General features: G+C 74.5%; 19 protein-coding genes. 11 read left to right on the forward strand and 8 right to left on the reverse strand.

Going from position 1 to position 19,604, the window contains the following annotated elements:
* Positions 1 to 101: 101 nt before the first annotated feature.
* From GC722_RS16730 to GC722_RS16740, 3 genes are all read left to right on the forward strand, one after another.
* Positions 102 to 455 carry a DUF485 domain-containing protein gene (locus GC722_RS16730; RefSeq protein ID WP_197430235.1) on the forward strand — a complete coding sequence of 118 codons (354 nt, stop codon included), beginning with the start codon at positions 102 to 104 and terminating at the stop codon, positions 453 to 455.
* Positions 452 to 2,056 carry a solute symporter family protein gene (locus GC722_RS16735; protein WP_331714991.1) on the forward strand — a complete coding sequence of 535 codons (1,605 nt, stop codon included), beginning with the start codon at positions 452 to 454 and terminating at the stop codon, positions 2,054 to 2,056. Before GC722_RS16730 ends, GC722_RS16735 begins: the two co-directional genes overlap by 4 nt.
* A gap of 87 nt (positions 2,057 to 2,143) precedes the next feature.
* Positions 2,144 to 2,650 (forward strand): hypothetical protein, encoded by a 507-nt coding sequence (locus tag GC722_RS16740; protein WP_156611889.1) that lies wholly within the window; start codon positions 2,144 to 2,146, stop codon positions 2,648 to 2,650.
* A 15-nt stretch (positions 2,651 to 2,665) separates the two neighbouring features.
* On the opposite strand, the gene GC722_RS16745 is transcribed toward GC722_RS16740, so the two are convergent.
* Entirely contained in the window at positions 2,666 to 3,301 is a 636-nt protein-coding gene (locus GC722_RS16745; RefSeq protein WP_197430236.1) for an alpha/beta hydrolase, read from the reverse strand.
* Positions 3,302 to 3,485: 184 nt separating this feature from the next.
* Between GC722_RS16745 and GC722_RS16750 the strand changes: the two genes are divergently transcribed.
* A complete protein-coding gene (locus tag GC722_RS16750) occupies positions 3,486 to 4,517 on the forward strand; it encodes a serine/threonine-protein kinase (RefSeq protein ID WP_156611890.1) in 1,032 nt (343 codons plus the stop codon).
* Positions 4,518 to 4,542: 25 nt separating this feature from the next.
* On the opposite strand, the gene GC722_RS16755 is transcribed toward GC722_RS16750, so the two are convergent.
* A complete protein-coding gene (locus tag GC722_RS16755) occupies positions 4,543 to 6,405 on the reverse strand; it encodes a vWA domain-containing protein (RefSeq protein WP_197430237.1) in 1,863 nt (620 codons plus the stop codon).
* 89 nt (positions 6,406 to 6,494) lie between these two features.
* Here GC722_RS16755 and GC722_RS16760 point away from each other — a divergent pair, with 89 nt between their 5' ends.
* Entirely contained in the window at positions 6,495 to 6,983 is a 489-nt protein-coding gene (locus GC722_RS16760) for a DNA-binding protein (RefSeq protein ID WP_156611892.1), read from the forward strand.
* A 312-nt stretch (positions 6,984 to 7,295) separates the two neighbouring features.
* On the opposite strand, the gene GC722_RS16765 is transcribed toward GC722_RS16760, so the two are convergent.
* The 4 genes from GC722_RS16765 to GC722_RS16775 form a co-directional block, all read right to left on the reverse strand.
* Entirely contained in the window at positions 7,296 to 8,351 is a 1,056-nt protein-coding gene (locus tag GC722_RS16765; RefSeq protein WP_156611893.1) for an NAD(P)-dependent alcohol dehydrogenase, read from the reverse strand.
* Between the two features lie 129 nt (positions 8,352 to 8,480).
* On the reverse strand, positions 8,481 to 9,320 hold the full coding sequence (locus GC722_RS17925) for an alpha/beta fold hydrolase (protein WP_197430238.1): 840 nt from the start codon (positions 9,318 to 9,320) through the stop codon (positions 8,481 to 8,483).
* A gap of 38 nt (positions 9,321 to 9,358) precedes the next feature.
* Positions 9,359 to 10,765 (reverse strand): hypothetical protein, encoded by a 1,407-nt coding sequence (locus tag GC722_RS17930; RefSeq protein ID WP_197430239.1) that lies wholly within the window; start codon positions 10,763 to 10,765, stop codon positions 9,359 to 9,361.
* A gap of 28 nt (positions 10,766 to 10,793) precedes the next feature.
* Positions 10,794 to 11,261, reverse strand: a complete 468-nt coding sequence (locus GC722_RS16775) for a ribose-5-phosphate isomerase (RefSeq protein ID WP_156611895.1) — start codon at positions 11,259 to 11,261, stop codon at positions 10,794 to 10,796.
* A 55-nt stretch (positions 11,262 to 11,316) separates the two neighbouring features.
* On the opposite strand from GC722_RS16775, the gene GC722_RS16780 reads away from it, so the two are divergent.
* The gene (locus GC722_RS16780; protein WP_156611896.1) at positions 11,317 to 12,147 is read left to right on the forward strand and encodes a hypothetical protein; all 831 of its coding nucleotides are present in this window, start codon (positions 11,317 to 11,319) and stop codon (positions 12,145 to 12,147) included.
* A 43-nt stretch (positions 12,148 to 12,190) separates the two neighbouring features.
* Here the strand turns inward: GC722_RS16780 and GC722_RS16785 are convergent, their stop codons facing one another.
* Positions 12,191 to 12,805, reverse strand: coding sequence for a mycothiol-dependent nitroreductase Rv2466c family protein (locus GC722_RS16785; protein ID WP_156611897.1), 615 nt, complete (start codon positions 12,803 to 12,805; stop codon positions 12,191 to 12,193).
* 154 nt (positions 12,806 to 12,959) lie between these two features.
* Between GC722_RS16785 and pepN the strand changes: the two genes are divergently transcribed.
* On the forward strand, positions 12,960 to 15,551 hold the full coding sequence (pepN, locus tag GC722_RS16790) for an aminopeptidase N (RefSeq protein ID WP_331714992.1): 2,592 nt from the start codon (positions 12,960 to 12,962) through the stop codon (positions 15,549 to 15,551).
* A complete protein-coding gene (locus GC722_RS16795) occupies positions 15,548 to 16,369 on the forward strand; it encodes a Nif3-like dinuclear metal center hexameric protein (protein ID WP_331714993.1) in 822 nt (273 codons plus the stop codon). The genes pepN and GC722_RS16795 overlap by 4 nt, the downstream gene beginning before the upstream one ends.
* A gap of 40 nt (positions 16,370 to 16,409) precedes the next feature.
* Here GC722_RS16795 and GC722_RS16800 read toward each other — a convergent pair whose 3' ends face one another.
* Positions 16,410 to 16,694 (reverse strand): hypothetical protein, encoded by a 285-nt coding sequence (locus tag GC722_RS16800; RefSeq protein ID WP_156611898.1) that lies wholly within the window; start codon positions 16,692 to 16,694, stop codon positions 16,410 to 16,412.
* A 70-nt stretch (positions 16,695 to 16,764) separates the two neighbouring features.
* Here GC722_RS16800 and pyrR point away from each other — a divergent pair, with 70 nt between their 5' ends.
* Genes pyrR through GC722_RS16815 form a run of 3 tightly spaced genes read left to right on the forward strand, consistent with a single transcriptional unit; the run spans position 16,765 to position 19,603 of the window.
* Complete coding sequence (pyrR, locus tag GC722_RS16805) at positions 16,765 to 17,361, forward strand: bifunctional pyr operon transcriptional regulator/uracil phosphoribosyltransferase PyrR (protein ID WP_331714994.1); 597 nt, start codon at positions 16,765 to 16,767, stop codon at positions 17,359 to 17,361.
* A complete protein-coding gene (locus tag GC722_RS16810; RefSeq protein ID WP_331714995.1) occupies positions 17,358 to 18,329 on the forward strand; it encodes an aspartate carbamoyltransferase catalytic subunit in 972 nt (323 codons plus the stop codon). Before pyrR ends, GC722_RS16810 begins: the two co-directional genes overlap by 4 nt.
* On the forward strand, positions 18,326 to 19,603 hold the full coding sequence (locus GC722_RS16815) for a dihydroorotase (RefSeq protein ID WP_331714996.1): 1,278 nt from the start codon (positions 18,326 to 18,328) through the stop codon (positions 19,601 to 19,603). Before GC722_RS16810 ends, GC722_RS16815 begins: the two co-directional genes overlap by 4 nt.
* Position 19,604: the final 1 nt, after the last annotated feature.

Genomic DNA, 19,604 nt, shown 5'->3' on the forward strand with positions numbered 1-19,604 from the left:
AGGGCGGGGCGGTGCTGCCGGTGTGACTCACGTCGCACTACTGTGATCACGGACCCCCGCGGTCTCCGTGCTGATTCGGTCGACGACGATCTGGAGGCACCATGAGCGATCCCCTGCCCGGGACCGGCGAGCGCTACGCCGCGCTGGCCGCCCGCCCCGAGTTCACCGAGCTGCGACGGCGCTACCTGCGCTTCGTGGTCCCGGCCACCATCACCTTCATGGCCTGGTACGTGCTGTACGTGGCCTGCAACAACTGGGCCCGCGGGTTCATGAACCAGCAGGTGGTCGGCCACGTCAACGTGGCGGTGGTGTTCGGCCTGCTGCAGTTCGTCTCGACCTTCGGCATCGCGGTGCTCTACGCCCGCTACTCCACCCGCCGGCTCGACCCGCTGGCCGAGCAGCTCAACCAGGAGTTCGAGTCCGACGGCGGCACCGGCAGGGAGGTCCGGCGGTGAACAACCAGGTCCTGATCGTCGTCCTCTTCCTGGCGGTGGTGGCGCTGACGCTGGGCATCACCATCTGGGCCTCGCGGCAGAACCGCTCCGCCGCCGACTACTACGCCGGCGGACGCAGCTTCTCGGGGTTCCAGAACGGGCTGGCCATCGGCGGGGACTACATGTCGGCCGCCTCGTTCCTGGGGATCTCGGGCTCGATCGCGCTCTACGGCTACGACGGCTTCCTCTACTCCATCGGCTTCCTGGTCGCCTGGCTGGTCGCCCTGCTGCTGGTGGCCGAGCTGCTGCGCAACTCCGGGCGCTACACCATGGCCGACCAGCTCGCCTACCGGATGAAGCAGGTGCCGGTGCGCAGCGCCGCCGCGCTGTCGACCATCGTGGTGTCGATCTTCTACCTGCTGGCCCAGATGGTCGGCGCGGGCAGCCTGGTGTCGCTGCTGCTGGGCGTGGACTCGCCGGCCCTGAAGAACACCGTGATCGCCGTCGTCGGTCTGCTGATGATCATCTACGTCACCTTCGGCGGCATGAAGGGCACCACCTGGGTGCAGATCGTCAAGGCCGTGCTGCTGATGGTCGGCTCGCTGCTGATCAGCCTGCTGGTGCTGGCGAAGTTCGGCTTCAACCTGTCCGCGCTGCTGGGTGCGGCGGCGGAGCGCTCGGGCAAGGGCGAGGCCTTCCTGCAGCCCGGCCAGCTGTACGGCCGCGACCTCGTCGGCCAGTTCGACTTCCTCTCCCTCGGGCTGGCCCTCGTGCTCGGCACCGCCGGGCTGCCGCACATCCTGATCCGCTTCTACACCACCCCGACGGCGAAGGCGGCCCGCAAGTCGGTGCTGTGGGCCATCGGGCTGATCGGCAGCTTCTACCTGATGACCCTGGTGCTGGGCTTCGGCGCCGCGGCGCTGGTGGAGACCGGTCAGGGCTCGCCGGTGGCGACCTCGGCCGGCAACGTGGCCTCGCCGCTGCTCGCCGAGGCGGTCGGCGGCGGGGAGGGCAGCCTGGGCGGGTCGGTGCTGCTGGCGCTGATCTCCGCGGTGGCCTTCGCCACCATCCTCGCGGTGGTGGCCGGGCTGACGCTGACCTCGGCCACGTCGGTGGCCCACGACCTGTACGCCACCGTCTGGAAGAAGGGCCAGGTGACGGAGAAGCAGGAGGTCCGCACCGCCCGCGTGGCCGCGATCGTCATCGGGGTCGTGGCCATCGCGCTGGCCATCCCCGCGCAGAGCCTCAACATCGCCTTCCTGGTCGCCCTCGCCTTCGCCACGGCGGCCTCGGCGAACCTGCCGACGCTGATCTACAACCTGTTCTGGCGCCGCTTCAACACCCGGGGCGCCTGCTGGAGCATCTACGGCGGGCTGATCGCCTCGGTCGGGCTGGTGCTGTTCTCCCCCGTGGTCTCCGGTGGCCCGCGCTCGCTGATCCCCTCGGTCGACTTCGCCTGGTTCCCGCTGAACAACCCCGGTCTGGTCTCCATCCCGATCGGGTTCCTCTGCGGCTACCTCGGCACCCTGCTCGGTGGTCGCGAGGCGGGTGAGGACCGCTACACCGAGCTCCAGGTCCGCTCCCTCACCGGCGCCGGCGCGGAGAAGGCGGTCCAGCACTGACGTGATCGGCCGGCTCCCGCCGGCGTCCGCGCGGACGGTCGAGCCGTTCTCCACCACCGTGCCCTGACGGCCCCCTAGCCTGACCACGTGGAGGACGTCGTCGAGATCCGCACCCGCCCGACGCGGGGGTGGGTCGTCAGCCTGACGGCGACCTCTCTCTTCGCCCTCGCGCTCGTCGTGGCCTCCCTCTGGGGGGAGGTACGGCCGATGGGGCTGGTGTGGGCCATCACCCTGGGCGGCTACGGGGTCTGGACGGCGCTGGACGAACGAGCACGGAACCGGGGACGGGCCCTCGTGCTGCGCATCGACGGGCACGGGATCAGCACGGCCTCCGGACGACGGCTCCCCTGGGACGACGTGCACAGCCTCCGGCTCCGGCCGGGTCCACGGCTGTGGCCGGCGCCCCGGCCGCGGCTGGTCGTGGTCGACGGCGCCCAGGCCGGGTTCGCCCGACGCGCCGGGAGCAGGCCGGAGTCCCACCAGGTACCGCTGTGGAACCTGAGCCTCGAGCCCGACGAGATCGTTCATGCCCTCCGCCGCCACGCGCCCGAGCGGCTGCACGACGCACTGCCCCGGGGAGCCGGCCGCCGCTGAGGAGGGCAGTCCCGCTCAGTGCAGGCGCGTCAGCCAGTCGGCGGCCAGCGCGGTCCAGCTCCCGGCGCCCGGCTCGCCCCCGGCCAGGCCGAAGCCGTGGACGCCGTCGGGGAAGACGTGCAGCTCGTGCGGCACGCCGGCCGCGGCCAGTGCCCCGGCCAGCCGGTAGCTGTGCTCCACCGGGACGAGCTCGTCGGCGGCGGTGTGCCAGACGAACGTCGGCGGGGCGTCGGCGGTGACCAGCCGCTCCAGGCTGGTCGCCGCCCGCAGCTCCTCGTCGGCGTCGGCGCCGAGCAGCTCCTGCCGCGAGCCGGCGTGGGTGTCGGTGACCATCGAGACCACCGGGTAGCAGAGCAGCGCGAAGTCGGGACGCTCCCCGGCCGCTGCTCCCGGCGCGTAGGCCGCCATGCCGGCGGCGTGCCCGCCGGCGGAGAACCCCAGCACCCCCACCCGGGTCGCGCCCGCCCGACGGGCGTCGGCGACGGCCCGGCGGACCGCCTGCAACGGCCCGGGGTGCCGGGTCCTGACCGGGTAGCGCAGCACGCTGGCGGCCAGCCCGAGCGTGTGCAGCCACCCGGCGACGGGCTCGGCCTCGTGCGGGGCCAGGTGGGCGTAGCCGCCGCCGGGCAGCACCAGGACATGGGTCTCCACCGGATGAGGAGACCACGCGGAAGGTGCTGGTGTCGATGACGGGGCGGGTGACGGACGTCGCTGGCTCCTCGAGTGCCTGCCGCTGCGCGACGTGCATGACGACGACGCCGGGCAGCCTTGCGGCCAGGACGTGACCGGCGCGCGACGACGGCCGGTGCCGGGACGGGGACACTAGTCTGCTGCCATGGTCGAGGCCGTACCGTCGCGCTACGAGCTGCGGCGGGTGATCGCCGAGGGCGGGATGGGCACGGTGTGGCTGGCCCGCGACCACAAGCTCGGGGTGGACGTGGCCGCGAAGGTCCTGCGCGGGTCCGAGGCGTCGGCGGTGCTGCGGTTCGTCCGCGAGCAGGGCCTGCGGGTGCACCACCGCCACGTCGTCAGCCCGCAGGGATGGTCCGCCGACGACGACCACGTGGTGATGTCGATGCCGCTGGTCCGGGGTGGCTCGCTGCAGACGCTGTCCCGCGACCACGGGCCGCTGCCGGAGCCGTACGTGGCGGTGCTGGTGGACCAGCTGCTCGACGGCCTGGCCGAGATCCACCGGCACGGGGTGGTGCACCGCGACCTCAAGCCGGCCAACGTGCTGCTCGAGCCGACCGGCACCGGTTGGCCCTGCGTGCGGATCGGCGACTTCGGCATCGCCGCCGTGGTGGGAGAACCTCGGTGCACCGTCGTCGGGCAGTCGCTGGGCACCTTGGGGTTCATGGCACCCGAGCAGGCGCGCGGTGCCGAGCCCGACCCGCGGCAGGACCTGTTCGCCGTCGGCGTCCTGGGGCGCTGCCTGCTCACCGGGCTGCCGCCCGGCCAGCTGCCGGGCGACCAGCCCGGAGCGGCACCGGGTGCCGGTGGGCTCTGGCCCTTCCTGCAGTGGCTCAGCAGCGACGACCCGGCCCGGCGGCCGTCCTCGGCCGCGGACGCCCGGGAGGAGCTGCGGCGGCGACGTCTGCTGCCGGCCGGCCCGGTCTGGCAGCAGTGGCCCGATCCACCCGAGGTGTTCGACCAGGTCGCCGAGCTGGAGGAGCCCGACGACCCGGGCCCGACCCAGCACCCCGACGCGACGCAGCCGGGCGTGGTCGACCAGCGACCGGCCGGGCCGACCCCACCCGACCAGGGCCGACCGGCGGTCCGGCGGCAGCTGCTGCGCGGGGTGATGGTGGTGAGCTTCGTGCTGGCCGGGCTGTCCGCGGTGCTGCTGCTCCTCGCCCTGCTGCGCTGACCGCCCGGTGCGCCGGACGGCACGGTCAGCCGCGCCGGAGCAACCGCCAGGTCAGCACCCCGAGACCGCCGAAGAGCACGACTCCCGCAGCGGCGCCGCCGAGCAGCCAGCCACGCCCCGGTCCGTCCTGGTCCGGCTCGTCGGGCTGGTCCTGGTCGGCCGCCGTGGTGCTGCTCGGCGCCGGCTCGGACGGTGCGGGCGCCGACGGGGTGGACGGTGTGGCCGAGGCCGAGGGCGTGGGCGTCGGGTCGCTGGAGCGGTAGGTCGGCGCGCCGTCCCCGGCCTCGCCGAACACCCCCAGCTGCAGCTCGAGGGGTCGTTGCTCCCTGGTGGGCCGGTTGTCGTCGTCGGTGTAGGACACCGCCACCAGGTAGTCCCCCGCGAGCGCGGCGTTCTCGGTGAGGACGCTGCTGCGGTTGGCCCAGAGCACGGTCGGCGTGCCGGCCGACGCCTGAGCTGCTCCGCCGCCGCTCACCGCGCCGGTCTGGCCGTCCGGCGGGTCGGTGGGACCGCCCTCGTCGGCGTCCCCGGCCACCGGGCTGAGCACCTGGACGTGGAGGAAGCGGTGCCCAGGGGCGTAGTCGGTCGCCTCGGGCAGCACGGCCCGGGCCTGCAGGCGCTGGCCGAAGTCCAACGGCACCCGGAAGAACTGGATCTCCCCGGGGACGATGTCCGCGGTGACGGTGCCCTCGCCCACCTCGGGGGCGTCGTCCATCGAGCTGCCGCCCTGCACCTGCTGCCGCGGGCCCTCGCCGAGGTCCCGCCAGGCCGGCCGGTCGTCGGCCCGGGCGCCGGTCTGCTCCGCCGGCGGCTCCTCGACCACGACCAGCTGGTAGGGCTGGCCGGACACCGGGTCACCGAACCCGGAGTGGGCCACGCGCAGCAGCAGGTCCCCCTCGGCGCACTCCTCGTCGTCCTCGGACGCCAGGGCGTCGGCAAGCAGCCACCCCCGCTCGCCGCCGTACCTGGTGAGCACCTGGGCGGTGCCCGACCCGCAGCGCTCACCGGCGGTGGTCAGCAGGTCGACGTCGAGCTGGGTCGTCCCCGTCTCCGGGCGCATGAACACCCCCGCCCACAGCGTCGAACCGGGGATCCGCCGCTCGATCCGGTAGTGCCGCGGCTCCTCACCCTCGCCCGCCTCGTCCACCCAGCTGCCCGGCCCGATCGCCGGGGCGTCGGCCGCCTGCACCGTGCCCTGCACCGGCCGGCCGTTGACCTCCAGCTCGTCCACCGCCCGTTCCTGCACCTGGCGGAGGGTCTGGGTGAGCTCGTCGGTGTCCTCGGCGTCGTAGTAGGTGCCGCGGCCGCGGTCGGCGATGCAGGTCAGCTGTTCACGGGCCTTGCCGCCGACCCGCAGGCCGACCACGTCGATCCGCAGGTCGATCCCCGCGGCGGCGATCCGCTCGGCCACCGGGCAGGGGTCGGGGACGCAGGTCTCCTCGCCGTCGGAGACCAGCAGGATGGAGCGCTGACCGCTGTCGCCGACGTCCTCGGCCGCCCGCTCCAGGGCGTAGGCGATCGGCGTCTCGCCGTAGGGCTGGTAGCGCTCGACCTCCGCCCGCAGCTCCTCGCGGTTGTCGGTGCCGATCTCCACCGCCAGCCGGCTGTCCTCGCAGGCCCCGGGGTCGGAGCGGTCGAAGACCTCCGAGCCGTACACCCGCATCCCCACCTCGGCGTCGTCGGGGAGGGTGTCGATCACCTCGCCGAGGGCGGTCTTGGCGGCTTCGATCTTGGTGCGGCCGTCGCCGGCGGGCTCGGCCATGGAGCCCGAGGAGTCCATCACCAGCAGCAGCCGGCCGGGCTCGTCGGCGTGCGCGGGTGCCGCCGGGAGCAGCAGCACGGCGGTGGTGACGATCAGCGAGAGGGCGGCAGCAGCGGGACGTCGCACGGTGGTCATCCTCGGGTCGAATGGGCTACTGTCCGATAGGAAACAGCCATTGTTTCCGATTGTCAATACTGGTCGGGGACGGGGACAGCATGTCGGAGCAGGCGGCCAACCGCCGACGCCAGGAGGAGCTGTACGGCGAGCCGCTGGCCAGCCTGGTCGCCGGGATCTGCGACACGCTGGGGATCAACCAGACGGCGGTCGCCCGGGTGCTCGGTCTGTCCACCCCGATGCTGTCCCACCTGGTCGCCGGACGACGGGTCAAGATCGGCAGCCCGCTCGCCCACGCCCGCCTGGTCCAGCTGCGCCGGCTCGCCGCCGACGTCGCCGCGGGCCGGACGTCGCCCGCGCAGGCCGCGGAGGAGGTCGCGCGGATCGCCGCCTCGCAGGACTCCTGGGCGACCACCGCGCCGACGACCGAGCCCGCGGCCCTGCAGCAGCAGCTGCTCAGCGTGGCACCGGCCGAGGAGTGGGTGCAGATCGCCGCGGAGATCGCCGAGCGGCACCCGGGTGCGGCGGCGCTGCTGCACCAGCTGGCGGCGGGACGGGCGCAGGGCGGCGACGTGGACCGGGTCGGCTGACGCTGGTCGTCCCGCGTGCCGGGCTGGCGCCTGGCTCGGGTGAGGAGGTTCCGTCACACGGCGAAGAGCCTGCGACGTCTGTGCGGAGCCGGTGAGCTCGGAGCGGTGGTCGCGGTGGCTGGCGGCGTACCCGGGTGCGGAGGAGGGTGGTCTGTCGTCCCGCCCGGGGTGCCGGGTCCTGACCGGGTAGCGGAGCACGCCCGCGCCCAGACCGAGCCCGTGCAGCCAGGGCGGCCACGGGCTCGGTCTCGTGCGGGGCCAGGTGCGCCCAGCCGCCGCCGGGCAGCACCAGGACGTGGGTGTGCGCCGGTCTCAGGACACCGCGGGGAAGGTGCTGGTGTCGATCACGAACCGGTAGCGGACGTCGCTGGCCACGACCCGGTCGTAGGCCGCGGTGATCTCGTCGCCGCTGATCTTCTCGACCGTGGCGCCCAGGCCGTGCTCGGCGCAGAAGTCGAGCATCTCCTGGGTCTCGGCGATCCCGCCGATGTTGGATCCCGCGAGGCTGCGCCGGGCCCCGGCCAGCGCGCCGGCCCGGACGCTGAGCGGGTTCTCCGGCAGCCCGACGTTGACCAGGGTGCCGTCGACCTTGAGCAGTCCCAGGAAGGCGTTCATGTCGAGGTCGGCGGAGACGGTGCTGATGATGAGGTCGAAGGACCGGGCCAGGGCGCGGAACGTCTCGGGGTCGCTGGTGGCGTGGTAGTGGGTGGCCCCGAAGCGCTCGCCGTCCTCCTTCTTGGACAGCGTCTGGCTCAGCACGGTGACCTCGGCCCCCATGGCGGCGGCGAGCTTGACGCCCATGTGGCCCAGGCCGCCCATGCCGACGATCGCGACCTTCTTGCCCGGGCCGGCGCCCCAGTGCCGCAGCGGGGAGTACAGGGTGATCCCGGCGCACAGCAGCGGCGCGGCCTCGGCCAGGTCGATGCCCTCGGGGATCCGCAGGGCGTAGTCCTGCTCGACGGTGATGGCGGTGGAGTAGCCGCCGTCGTTCCAGCGACCGTCGCGGCCCTTCGCGTTGTAGGTGCCGACCATGCCGCCGCCGCTGCAGTACTGCTCGTTCCCGCTGCGGCACTCGGGGCACTCGCGGCAGGAGTCCACGAAGACGCCCACGCCGATGCGGTCTCCCACGGCGAACTTGGTCACCTCCGGGCCCACCTGGGCGACGGTGCCGGCGATCTCGTGCCCGGGCACCAGCGGGAAGTGCGCCTTCCCCCACTCCTCGCGCGCGGTGTGGATGTCGGAGTGGCAGATGCCGGCCCAGGCGATGTCGACCAGCACCTCGGTGGGACCGGGCTCGCGGCGGGTGATGGTGGTGGCGGCGAAGGGGGCGCCGGCGGACGGGGTGGCGTAGGCAGCTGCCTGGGGCATGGTCCTCCTCGGTGGACGTGGTTCGAGGACACTCTGGCACGCCGTCGCGCGCCGGCCACAACCCGCCCGCGCAGCTCCCCCTGGCCCCGCTGCTCCCCCGGCGGTGGCGCTGCTGCCCCCGGGCGGGACTCAGCCCCGTGCCACCTGCCGGCGCACCGACTCGACCGCCTCGGCGACCATCTCGGGCTGGTCGATCATCAGCAGGTGCTTGCCCTCGTCGGTGACCACCTGGCGGGCATGCAGCATCCGGGCCAGCCGGTGCTGCTTGGCCAGCCAGTCCCGCCCGCCGGTCGAGCTGGCGCTGAGCACCACGACGGGCACGTCGGGGAACGGGTGGGCGGAGCGGACGCCGAGCAGGTCCCAGCCCTGACCGCTCCAGCTGCAGTACTCGGCCACCACCGCCGCCAGCGCGTCCGCGTCGGTGTAGGGGTGGCGCAGGGCGGGGGTCCGCAGCACCTGCGCGGGGTCGCGGACCAGGGTCGAGGCCCCCACCTGGTGCAGCAGCCCGCCGAGCGCCCGCAGCGCCCGCCGCCGGGCGAGCCGGTGCACCGTCCTCGGCAGCGCCACCGGGAGCTCCCGCGGCGGCGAGGTGTAGAAGCTGACGCTGGAGTCGACCAGCACCAGCCCGGCGACCAGCTCGGGGTGCCGGCGGGCCAGGGCCTCGACGTGGTAGCCCGCCATCGACTGGGCGACCAGCACCGCCGGCGCTCCCAGGGTGCGGACGACCTCCGCCAGCAGCGTCACGCTCTCGGCCAGCGTGGGCAGCGTCCCCGGCCAGGGGGTGCCGCCCAGGCCCGGCCGGTCCAGCGCGGCCCAGTGCACGCCGGGCAGCAGCTCGGTGACGGCCGTCCAGTAGTCGGCGACGATCCCGGCACCGCCGGTGAACAGCACCAGCGGCCCCTCGCCGGGCGACTCGAGCAGGTGCACGGCGTGGCCCGCGAGGACGGGGGACGTGGAGGTGGGCGGCACCGCCCCAGCATCGCACCCCCGCGACGACGAGCGGCGGGTCACCGGTCCAGCACGGTGGTGCCCAGCCAGGCCAGCGCCTCCGTCGAGGGGTCGCCGGCCAGCAGCCGGCGCTCGGTGCGCTGCACCAGCTCCGACAGCGAGGACCCGCCCAGCAGCCGCCCATCCAGGGCGCGCGCCGCCTCGTCGGGCAGCCAGCGCAGCAGCGTGACCTCGCGGGCCGTCGTGCGCGGGTCGACCGCGAGCGGGCCGCCGGGCAGCCCCGCCCCGAGGCGGTCGACCAGCGCGGCGGCCGTCCGGGTCGACGCCGGCCCGAGCCGGCCACCCAGCAGCTCCAGCTCCAGCAGCAGCTCCGTGTCCGCCGACCCGGCCGTCCGGGCCAGCGCGGCCGCGGCCGGCGACGGGTCCGCGCCGGAGGTGGCCAGGGCGACCAGCACCGCCATCGCGGCCGTGGGTGCGCCCGCCCCTCGGGTGAGCTCCGGCAGCAGCTGCACCGCCCGGGCCAGGTGCTCCGCGGCGCCCGAGCGCTGGTGCTCCTCGACCGCCAGCAGCACCGACCACGGCGAGCCGGCGCCGGCCGGCTCGGCCAGCGCGCGGGCGACCGCCTCGTCCCGCTCGGCCCCCACCCCACCGCGGGCCAGCACCAGCACCGAGGCGGGATCGGTCAGCACCGGCACGCCCTGCCGCCGGGGCGCCTCGCGGACCAGCTCGGCCGCGCGGGCGGCCACCACCTCCTCCACGTCGGAGGCCCAGCACGGCTCGAGCACGGTCTCCCCCTCGGGGCCGTGCAGGCTCACCGGCCAGCAGCCGGGACGGCTGGCCACCAGCTGGGTCAGCGGTCCCGTCGAGGAGACCTCCAGCTCCTCGGGGTGCACGATGCCGGCGTCGGGGTGCTCCAGCTCCAGCGGGTCCTCGAGCCGGCGCTCCAGCACGGGCAGCCACGCCGGCAGGGCGCCGGCCACCTCCGCCCGGGTCTCCCACCGCGTCCGCAGGGTGACGGTGGTGCCGTCGGGGCCGGGCTGCAGCGGGCCGAGCTCGCCGCCGGTCCGCAGGGTGGCACGCAGCGGGCGGGTCACCAGCAGCTCCGGCTCCGGGCCGAGCACCGCCAGCAGCCCGTGCACCCCCGAGCCCCAGCACCAGGCCGCCCGGTCGGTCCCCAGCCGCCACACCAGCGACTCCACCGCCACCCCCGGCCGCTCGCCCTGCAGCAGCACCCGGGTGTGCCAGGCGTCGGAGAAGGCGTGCCGGACCCGCCAGCGCAGCCCCTGCCCGGCCCCGCCCAGCTCGACCTCGTCCGGCGCCGTGCTGACGTCCTGCACCGGCAGCAGCACGCCGTCCAGCTGCGGCCGCAGGGTGCAGCGCAGCAGCTCGCGGCCGCCGTCGAGCAGCACCACGGCGCCGTCGTCGACGACGACGGCGAACCGTCCCCAGGTCGTCGGGGCGCTCACGCTGCGGCCTCCCGTCAGGGCCGCCGGTTCAGGCCGACGGCGCGATCTTGCCGCTGGCCTCGTAGGCGTCGATCATCGCGATCCGGCGGGCGTGGCGCTCCTCGCCCGGGAAGGCGGTGTCGAGGAAGGTGCGCACGATCTCCCAGGTCTCCTCCGGCGTGTGCATCCGACCGCCGACCGAGACCACGTTGGCGTTGTTGTGCTGGCGGGCCAGCCGGGCCAGCTCGGGGTTCCAGGCCAGCGCGGCCCGCACCCCGGTCACCTTGTTGGCCGCGATCTGCTCGCCGTTCCCGGAGCCGCCCAGCACGATGCCCAGCGAGCCGGCGTCGGCCACCACGGCCTCGGCGCAGGGGATGATGAACTCCGGGTAGTCGTCGGCCGGGTCCAGCTCGGCGGCCCCGTGGTCGACGACCTCGTAGCCGGCTCCGGCGAGCCGGGCGAGCAGGTCCTGCTTGACGTCGAAGGCGGCGTGGTCGGTGGCGATGTGGACGCGCATGGCTGCAGTCTGGCAGGCCGCTGCGGTTCGGATCGACTCGGTAGCGTGGCGGACCGTGCCCACCCGGCGGACCCTGCTCACCACCACGGCGATCACCCTCGGCTCGCTGGCCGCCGGCCCGGTCGTGGCCGGGTGCGGGGTGGCTGCTCCGGGGACCACGTCGCGGGAGCGCCCCACCTGCGTGGCCCGCAGCCAGCTGTCACGCCGCGACGAGGTCGGCGGCGTCCCGCTGGCCTACGAGGAGAACGGGCGCCGGCAGGCGTTCTGGCTCGAGCCGGGCTTCGCCGCGCGGCTGGACACCTGGCTGGCGTGGTGGGTCGAGCACAGCGGGCTGCCCGCTCCCGACGAGCTCGTCACCTTCGGCACCTGGATCGACGGCTCCGGGGACTGCAGCTCCTGGCACCACGCCGGCCGCGCCTTCGACGTCACCGCGCTGCGCCGCGACGGCGCCGTCCAGGTGCACGCCCGGATGGACCGGATCGACCGGCTGCCGCCGGAGCAGCAGCCGCCCGCCCGGCGCCGCTACTGGCAGCTGGCGGCCGGGCTCAGCCTGCACTTCGCCGACGTGCTGACCGCGCTCTTCGACGACGCCCACCGCAACCACGTCCACGTCGACAACGGCCGCTCGGGGTCGGCGCAGGCCCGCTTCACCGGGCGCTCACCGGTGCAGACCCGCACGGTCCAGGCGGTGTGCGCCGAGGTGTGGGGTGTCCCGACCGCACTCAGCGGCCGGTGGGACGGCGCCACCCGCGCGAGCGTCGAGCAGGTGCTGGCCCTCGACGAGGTGGCGCCGACGCTGGCCCGGCTCGGCGGCGACGGCGACCTGGTCGGCGACGAGCCGACCTGGCAGGCGTTCGTCACCGCCTCGGTCGGGCGGGCCGGCTGACCCGCCCGTCCGTGCGTCCGGTCCGCTGCCCGGCCCGGGGATGTCAGTCGAAGATCGGCCCCACGTCGCGGGTCCGCTTGAGCTCGAAGAAGCCCGGGTAGGCCGTCACCTTCTCGACGCCGTCGAACAGCAGACCGGCCTCCTCGCCCTTGGGCGCCGGCGAGATCACCGGGCCGAACAGCGACCTGCCGTTGATCCGCACCACCGGGGTGCCCACCTCCGAGCCGACCGGGTCCATGCCCTCGTGGTGGGAGGCCCGCAGCTTGTCGTCGTTGGCGTCGGTGTCGCCCAGGTCGGCCAGCTCGACGGGCAGGTCGACGTCGCGCAGCGCCTGCTCGATGGTCTCGCGGTCGTTGGGGCGCCCGCCGGGGTGGATCAGCGTCCCGATGGCGGTGTAGAAGTCGCGCAGCTTCTCCGAGCCGTACTGCTCCTCCACCCCGATGCAGACCCGGACCGCGGCCCAGGCGCCGGCCAGCATCGTGCGGTAGCCCTCCGGGACGTCCTTGTCCTCGTTGAGCACGGCGAGGCTCATCACGTGGAAGACGGTGCGCACGTCGCGCACCTTCTCGACCTCGAGCATCCAGCGCGAGGTCATCCACGCCCAGGGGCACTGCGGGTCGAACCAGAGGTCGACCGTCTTCACGTCGGTGTCAGCCATGGCCGCAGCCTAGTGTCGGCCCCGGCCGGCTCCAGCCGGGCCCCGGGCGCCCACGGGCTTCGGCGGGGGCGGCGCGGTGACCTTCGTGTAACGTCACGCGGACGCGGCGGCCGGTACCGCCGCGCCCGTGAATCCGGCCGAAGGTGGACGCTGCGTGTTTCCCGACAACCTCACCCGCGACGAGGCGGCCCAGCGCTCGGCGCTGCTCAGCACCGACGCCTACCAGGTCCTGGTCGACCTGTCGGGGCGGGACCCCGCGGGCAACCCGCTCGCCGCACCCGAGCAGGGGTTCGTGACGACGTCCACGGTGCGGTTCACCTCCGGCGCGGGCAGCACCCACGTCGACGCCATCGCCGACCACCTGTACTCGGCCACGCTCGACGGCGCGAGACTGGACACCAGCACGTTCGCCGCCTCGCGGCTGCCCCTGGAGCTCACCGAGGGCGACCACGAGCTGACCGTGGTGGCCCTGCACCGCTACAGCCGCTCGGGGCTGGGCCTGCACCGCTTCGTCGACCCGGCCGACCAGGCGGTCTACCTCTACACCCAGTTCGAGGTGGCCGAGGCGCGGCGGATGTACGCCTGCTTCGAGCAGCCCGACCTCAAGGCCACCTTCGAGCTGTCGGTGATCGCCCCCGGCGACTGGACCGTGGTCTCCAACGCGCCGGCCGCGGAGCCCGAGCCGCTGCCCGACGGGCTCGCCCGCTGGGACTTCACGCCGACGCTGCGGATCTCGACCTACATCACCGCCCTGGTGGCCGGGCACTACCACCGCGTCACCGACCGCTACACCGGTCCGCACGGGGACGTCCCGCTGTCGCTGCTGTGCCGCCGCTCGGTGGTCCCCCACCTGGACACCGAGCGGATCCTGGAGATCACCCGGGCCGGGTTCGCGGTGTTCGAGGAGAACTTCGGCACCCCCTACCCCTTCGGCACCTACGACCAGGCCTTCGTCCCCGAGTACAACATGGGCGCGATGGAGAACGCGGGCTGCGTGACCCTGCGCGACGAGTACCTGTTCCGCTCCCGGGTCACCCAGGCCGCCCACGACTCCCGCGACAACACGATCCTGCACGAGCTGGCCCACATGTGGTTCGGCGACCTGGTGACCATGCGGTGGTGGGACGACCTGTGGCTCAACGAGTCCTTCGCCGAGTGGGCCAGCCACTTCGCGCTGGCCGAGATCCGCGACCCGGTGACGCCGTGGGCCACCTTCTGCAACAGCCGCAAGATCTGGGCCTACCGCCAGGACCAGCTGCCCTCCACCCACCCGGTCGCCGCCGACATGGTCGACCTCGAGGCGGTCGAGCTGAACTTCGACGGCATCACCTACGCCAAGGGTGCCTCCGCGCTGCGGCAGCTGGTGGCCTTCGTCGGCCTGGAGCAGTTCCTGACCGGGGTGCGGGCCTACTTCGCCGAGCACGCCTTCGGCAGCACCCAGTTGGGCGACCTGCTCTCGGAGCTGACCGAGGCCTCGGGGCGCGACCTCGGCGACTGGTCGCGGCAGTGGCTGGAGACCTCGGGGGTCAACACGCTGCGGGCGGAGTTCGACACCGACGAGGAGGGACGCTTCACCTCCTTCACCGTGGTGCAGGAGGCGACCGAGCAGTTCCCGACGCTGCGCGACCACCGGCTGGCGGTCGGCCTGTACCGGCTGCAGGGCGACGTGCTGACCCGCACCGACCGGGTGGAGGTCGACGTCAGCGGCCCCCGCACCGAGGTCGCCGAGCTGGTCGGGCGGGTGCGCCCCGACCTGGTGCTCCTCAACGACGACGACCTCACCTACGCCAAGGTGCGTCTGGACGAGCGGTCCCAGCAGACCCTGGTGGAGCACGTCCACCACCTCGACAGCCCGCTGGCCCGCGCCATCTGCTGGGGTGCGGCCTGGGACATGTGCCGCGACGCCGAGCTGCCGGCCGCCGACTACGTCGAGCTGGTGCTGCGCGGGGTCGGCGTGGAGTCGGACCTGTCCGCGGTGCAGCGCACCCTCGGCCAGGCACAGACCGCGGTGAACCTCTACACCGCGCCGGAGCACCGCGACACGCTGGCGCGCCGCTTCACCTCGGGTCTGGCCGCGCTGCTGGCCTCGGCCGAGCCGGCCTCGGACCACCAGCTGGCGCTGGCCCAGGCGCTGGCCCGCTCGGTCACCACCGACGCCGGCGCCGACCTGCTGCGGGGCTGGCTGGACGGCGAGGAGGTGCCTGCCGGACTGGCCGTGGACACCGAGCTGCGCTGGCTGCTGACCACCCACCTGGCCCGGCTGGGACGGGCGGACGAGGCGGAGATCAGCGCCGAGCTGCAGCGCGACAACACCATCGCCGGGGCCGAGCGGGCGGCGGGTGCCCGGGCGGCCCGTCCCTCGGCCGAGGCGAAGGCCGCCGCCTGGGCGCACGCCGTCGACGACCCCGAGGTGCCCAACGAGACCCAGTACCAGATCTGCATCCGCTTCTGGCAGTTCGGCCAGGAGGAGCTGACCGCCCCCTGGGTCGACCGCTACCTCGACGCCTGCGCCGACATCTCCGCCGCCCGCGGGGTGTGGGCGACCAAGGGGCTGTCGCTGCAGAACAACGTCGTCGAGCACCTCTTCCCCACCCCGCTGGCCGACGAGCAGCTGGTGCAGCGGATCACCGCCTGGATGTCGGAGCGCCAGCTGAGCGAGCCGGTGCGGCGCATCCTCAGCGAGCGCCTGGACGACGCCCGCCGGGCGCTGCGCTGCCAGCAGCGCGACCGGGAGCCGGCGGCGTGAGCTGCACGGTGGCCGACGTCGTGGCGGTGCTGGAGCGGCGCTACCCGCCGGCCACCGCGGAGTCCTGGGACGCGGTCGGGCTGGTGGTCGGCGACCGGTCCGCGCCGGTCCGCCGGGTGCTGCTCACCGTCGACGTGGTCGACGAGGTGCTGGCCGAGGCGCGGTCGCTGGGCGCGGAGCTGGTGGTGGCCCACCACCCGCTGCTGCTGCGGGGCCTGCAGTCGGTGGTCGTCGAGCACCCGAAGGGACGGCTGGTGGTCGAGGCGGTCCGGGCGCAGGTGGCGGTCTTCACCGCCCACACCAACGCCGACGTCGCGGTCGACGGCGTCTCCCAGGCCCTGGCCGACGCGCTGGGCCTGCTGGACTGCGAGCCACTGGTGCCCGCGCCGGGCTCCCCCACCACCGGGGTGGGACGGGTGGGACGGCTGCCGGTGGCCGTCCCCGCCGGGGAGTGGCTGGAGCAGGTGGCGGCCGCGCTGCCGCCCACCGTGGCCGGGGTGCGGCTGGCCGGGGACCCGCAGCGGGCGGTGCGGCGGGTGGCGCTCGTCGGCGGGGCGGGCGACTCCTACCTCGACGCCGCCCGGGCGGCCGGCGTGGACGCCTACCTCACCTCCGACCTGCGCCACCACCCCACGAGCGAGCTGCTGCAGCACGAGGGCGCGCCGGTGCTGGTCGACGTGGCGCACTCCGCGGCCGAGGCCACCTGGCTGCCGGTGCTCGCCGGGGTGCTGCGCGACGAGCTGGGCGCCGACGGCCCGGAGGTCGTCGTCTCACGGGTGCGGACGGACCCGTGGACGGCCGTGGCCGGGCGGGGCTGAGCGGTCCCGGCTGCCGGCCGGGACGCGGGCGCAGGCCGCCTCAGCGCTCCAGCGCCCGGGCGCCGCTGCGGCCGGTGACCAGCTGCTCGTACTGCTCGGGGGTCTCCAGGCCGTAGATGCTGAGCGGGTGCTGGATCTCCGGGCCGGTCTCGCCGCGCCCGCGGCGGATCAGCCGGCTCAGGTAGCCGAGCAGGTAGATGACCGCCACCACGACCAGCGGCAGGCCGAGGAAGAGCACCAGCTCCGACAGCAGCGACGGGTTCTCCACCGTCGGGAAGCCCGGCAGGGTCCGCAGGGGTACTAGCATGCTGGTCAGTCCGCTCACGGCGCTCAGACTAGTGCACCTCCGCGGCACGCCCCAGACACCGACCGACCACGACGAGCCAGGGAGCACAGTGCCGCGAACCCCAGACCCGGCGACGGGCCGGGTGGTGATCGACGCCGCCGAGATGAGCCGGACGCTGACCCGCATGGCCCACCAGGTGCTGGAGGCCAACCACGGCGCCCGCGACCTGGTGGTGCTGGGCATCCCGACCCGCGGCGTCCCGCTGGCCCGGCGGCTGGCGGGCCTGATGGCCGACGTCGAGGGGCACCCGGTGCCGGTCGGGCAGCTGGACGTGACGATGTACCGCGACGACCTGCGCACCCAGCCCACCCGGCCGGTCGGCCGCACGGTGCTGCCGGCCGAGATCGACGGCGCCGTGGTGGTGCTGGTCGACGACGTGCTGTACTCCGGGCGGACGGTGGTGGCCGCCCTGGACGCGCTGTCGGACCTGGGCCGCCCGGCCGCCGTCCGGCTGGCGGTGCTGGTCGACCGGGGGCACCGGCAGGTGCCGGTGCGGGCCGACCACGTGGGCAAGAACCTGCCGACGGCGAGCCACGAGAGGGTGCAGGTGCGACTGGAGGAGATCGACGGCGTGGACGACGTCACCATCTCGCGGGTCCTGGAGGGCTCGCGGGCGGAGGACTCGCAGGCGGAGGGCTCGCGGTGAAGCGGCACCTGCTGTCGGCCGCCGACCTCTCGGTGGACGAGGTCGCCAGCATCCTGGACCTGGCCGAGGAGATGTCGGCGGTGCAGAGCCGGCCGGTCAAGAAGCTGCCGGCGCTGCGCGGGCGGACGGTGGTCAACCTCTTCTTCGAGGACTCCACCCGCACCCGCTCCTCCTTCGAGCTGGCCGGCAAGTGGCTCTCGGCCGACGTCATCAACATCTCCGCCAAAGGCTCCTCGGTGTCCAAGGGCGAGTCGCTGCGCGACACGGTGCTGACCGTGGCCGCGATGGGCGTGGACGCCCTGGTCATCCGCCACATGGCCTCCGGTGCGCCGCTGCAGGCCTCCCAGTGGGTCGACGCCCACGTCGTCAACGCCGGCGACGGCACCCACGAGCACCCCACCCAGGCGCTGCTGGACGCCTACGCGATGCGCCGCCACTTCCGCGCCGCCGACCCCGGGTTCAGCTGGGCCGACAAGACCGTCGCCGTCGTCGGCGACCTCACCCACTCCCGGGTGGCGCGCAGCAACGTGCTGCTGCTGCGCACCCTGGGCGCCCGGGTGGTGCTGGTGGCGCCGCCGACGCTGCTGCCCTCGGGGGTGGACAGCTGGCCGGCCGAGGTCTGCACCGACCTGGACCCGGTGGTGGAGTCCGCCGACGTGCTGATGATGCTGCGGGTGCAGCGCGAGCGGATGTCGGGCGGCTACTTCCCCACCCCGCGCGAGTACACCGTCGGCTACGGCCTGACCCGCGACCGGCTGGCCCGGATGAAGCCGGGGGCTGCCATCGCCCACCCGGGGCCGATGAACCGGGGTCTGGAGATCTCCGCCGACGCCGCCGACAGCGCGGCCTCGCTGGTGCTGGACCAGGTGGCCTCCGGGGTGGCGGTGCGGATGAGCGTGCTGTACCACCTGCTCGGCGGCAGCGACGAGGACGCTGCCGCGGGCCCGTCGAAGGGAACGACCGCGTGACCCACCCGACCCTGCTGATCACCGGGGCCCGGCTGGCCGACGGTCGCCGCACGGACCTGCTGCTGGCCGGCGGACGGCTGGCCGACCCGGCCTCGGCGCCGGCCGGGGTGGAGACCCTGGACGCCGACGGGCTGCTGGCGCTGCCCGGTCTGGTCGACCTGCACACCCACCTGCGCGAGCCGGGCCGCGAGGACGCCGAGACCGTCCGCACCGGCACCCTGGCCGCGGCCCGCGGCGGCTACACCGCGGTGCTGGCGATGGCCAACACCAACCCGGTCACCGACACCGCGGAGGCCGCCGAGCACGTCGCCGCGCTGGGCCGACGCGACGGTGCCGCGCAGGTCGTCCCGGTGGGTGCGGTCACCAAGGGCCTGGCCGGGGAGCAGCTGGCCGAGCTGGGGCTGATGGCGCGCTCGTCGGCGGCCGTCCGGGTGTTCTCCGACGACGGCAGCTGCGTCCACGACTCGCGGCTGATGCGCCGGGCGCTGGAGTACGTCCGCGCCTTCGACGGCGTCGTCGCCCAGCACGCCCAGGACCCCCGGCTCGCCGGACCGGACGCCTGCTGCCACGAGGGCGAGGTGTCGGGTCGGCTGGGGCTCGGCGGCTGGCCGGCGGTGGCCGAGTCGACGGTCGTGGCCCGCGACGTCCAGCTGGCCCGGCTGACCCGGTCCCGGCTGCACGTCTGCCACGTCTCCACCGCCGAGACGGTGGAGGTGCTGCGGTGGGCCAAGGCCCAGGGCATCGCCGTCACCGCGGAGGTCACCCCGCACCACCTGCTGCTGACCACCGATGCCGTCCTCGGCTACGACCCGGTGTTCAAGGTGAACCCGCCGCTGCGTCCCGACGAGCACGTGCAGGCGCTGCGTCAGGGGCTGGCCGACGGCACGATCGACGCGGTGGGCACCGACCACGCCCCGCACGCCCGCCACGACAAGGAGCACGCCTTCGCCGACGCCGCCTTCGGCATGCTCGGGCTGGAGACGGCCCTCGGGGTGCTGGTGGAGACCATGGTGGAGCCGGGGCTGCTGTCCTGGTCGGACCTGGTGGAGCGGATGTCGGCCACGCCGGCGCGGATCGCGGGGCTGGCCGAGCAGGGACGTCCGCTGGCCGTGGGCGAGCCCGCGAACCTGGTGCTGGTCGACCCGACCCGGCGGACGATCGTCGACCCGGCGGACTCGTTCTCGCTGTCCCGCAACAACCCCTACGCCGGTCGCGAGCTCCCCGACCCGGTCGAGGCCACCTTCTGGCAGGGGCGGCCCACCTTCCGCCGCTGAC

The sequence above is a fragment of the Auraticoccus cholistanensis genome, from assembly GCF_009742705.1.
Classification (GTDB): Bacteria; Actinomycetota; Actinomycetes; order Propionibacteriales; family Propionibacteriaceae; genus Auraticoccus; species Auraticoccus cholistanensis.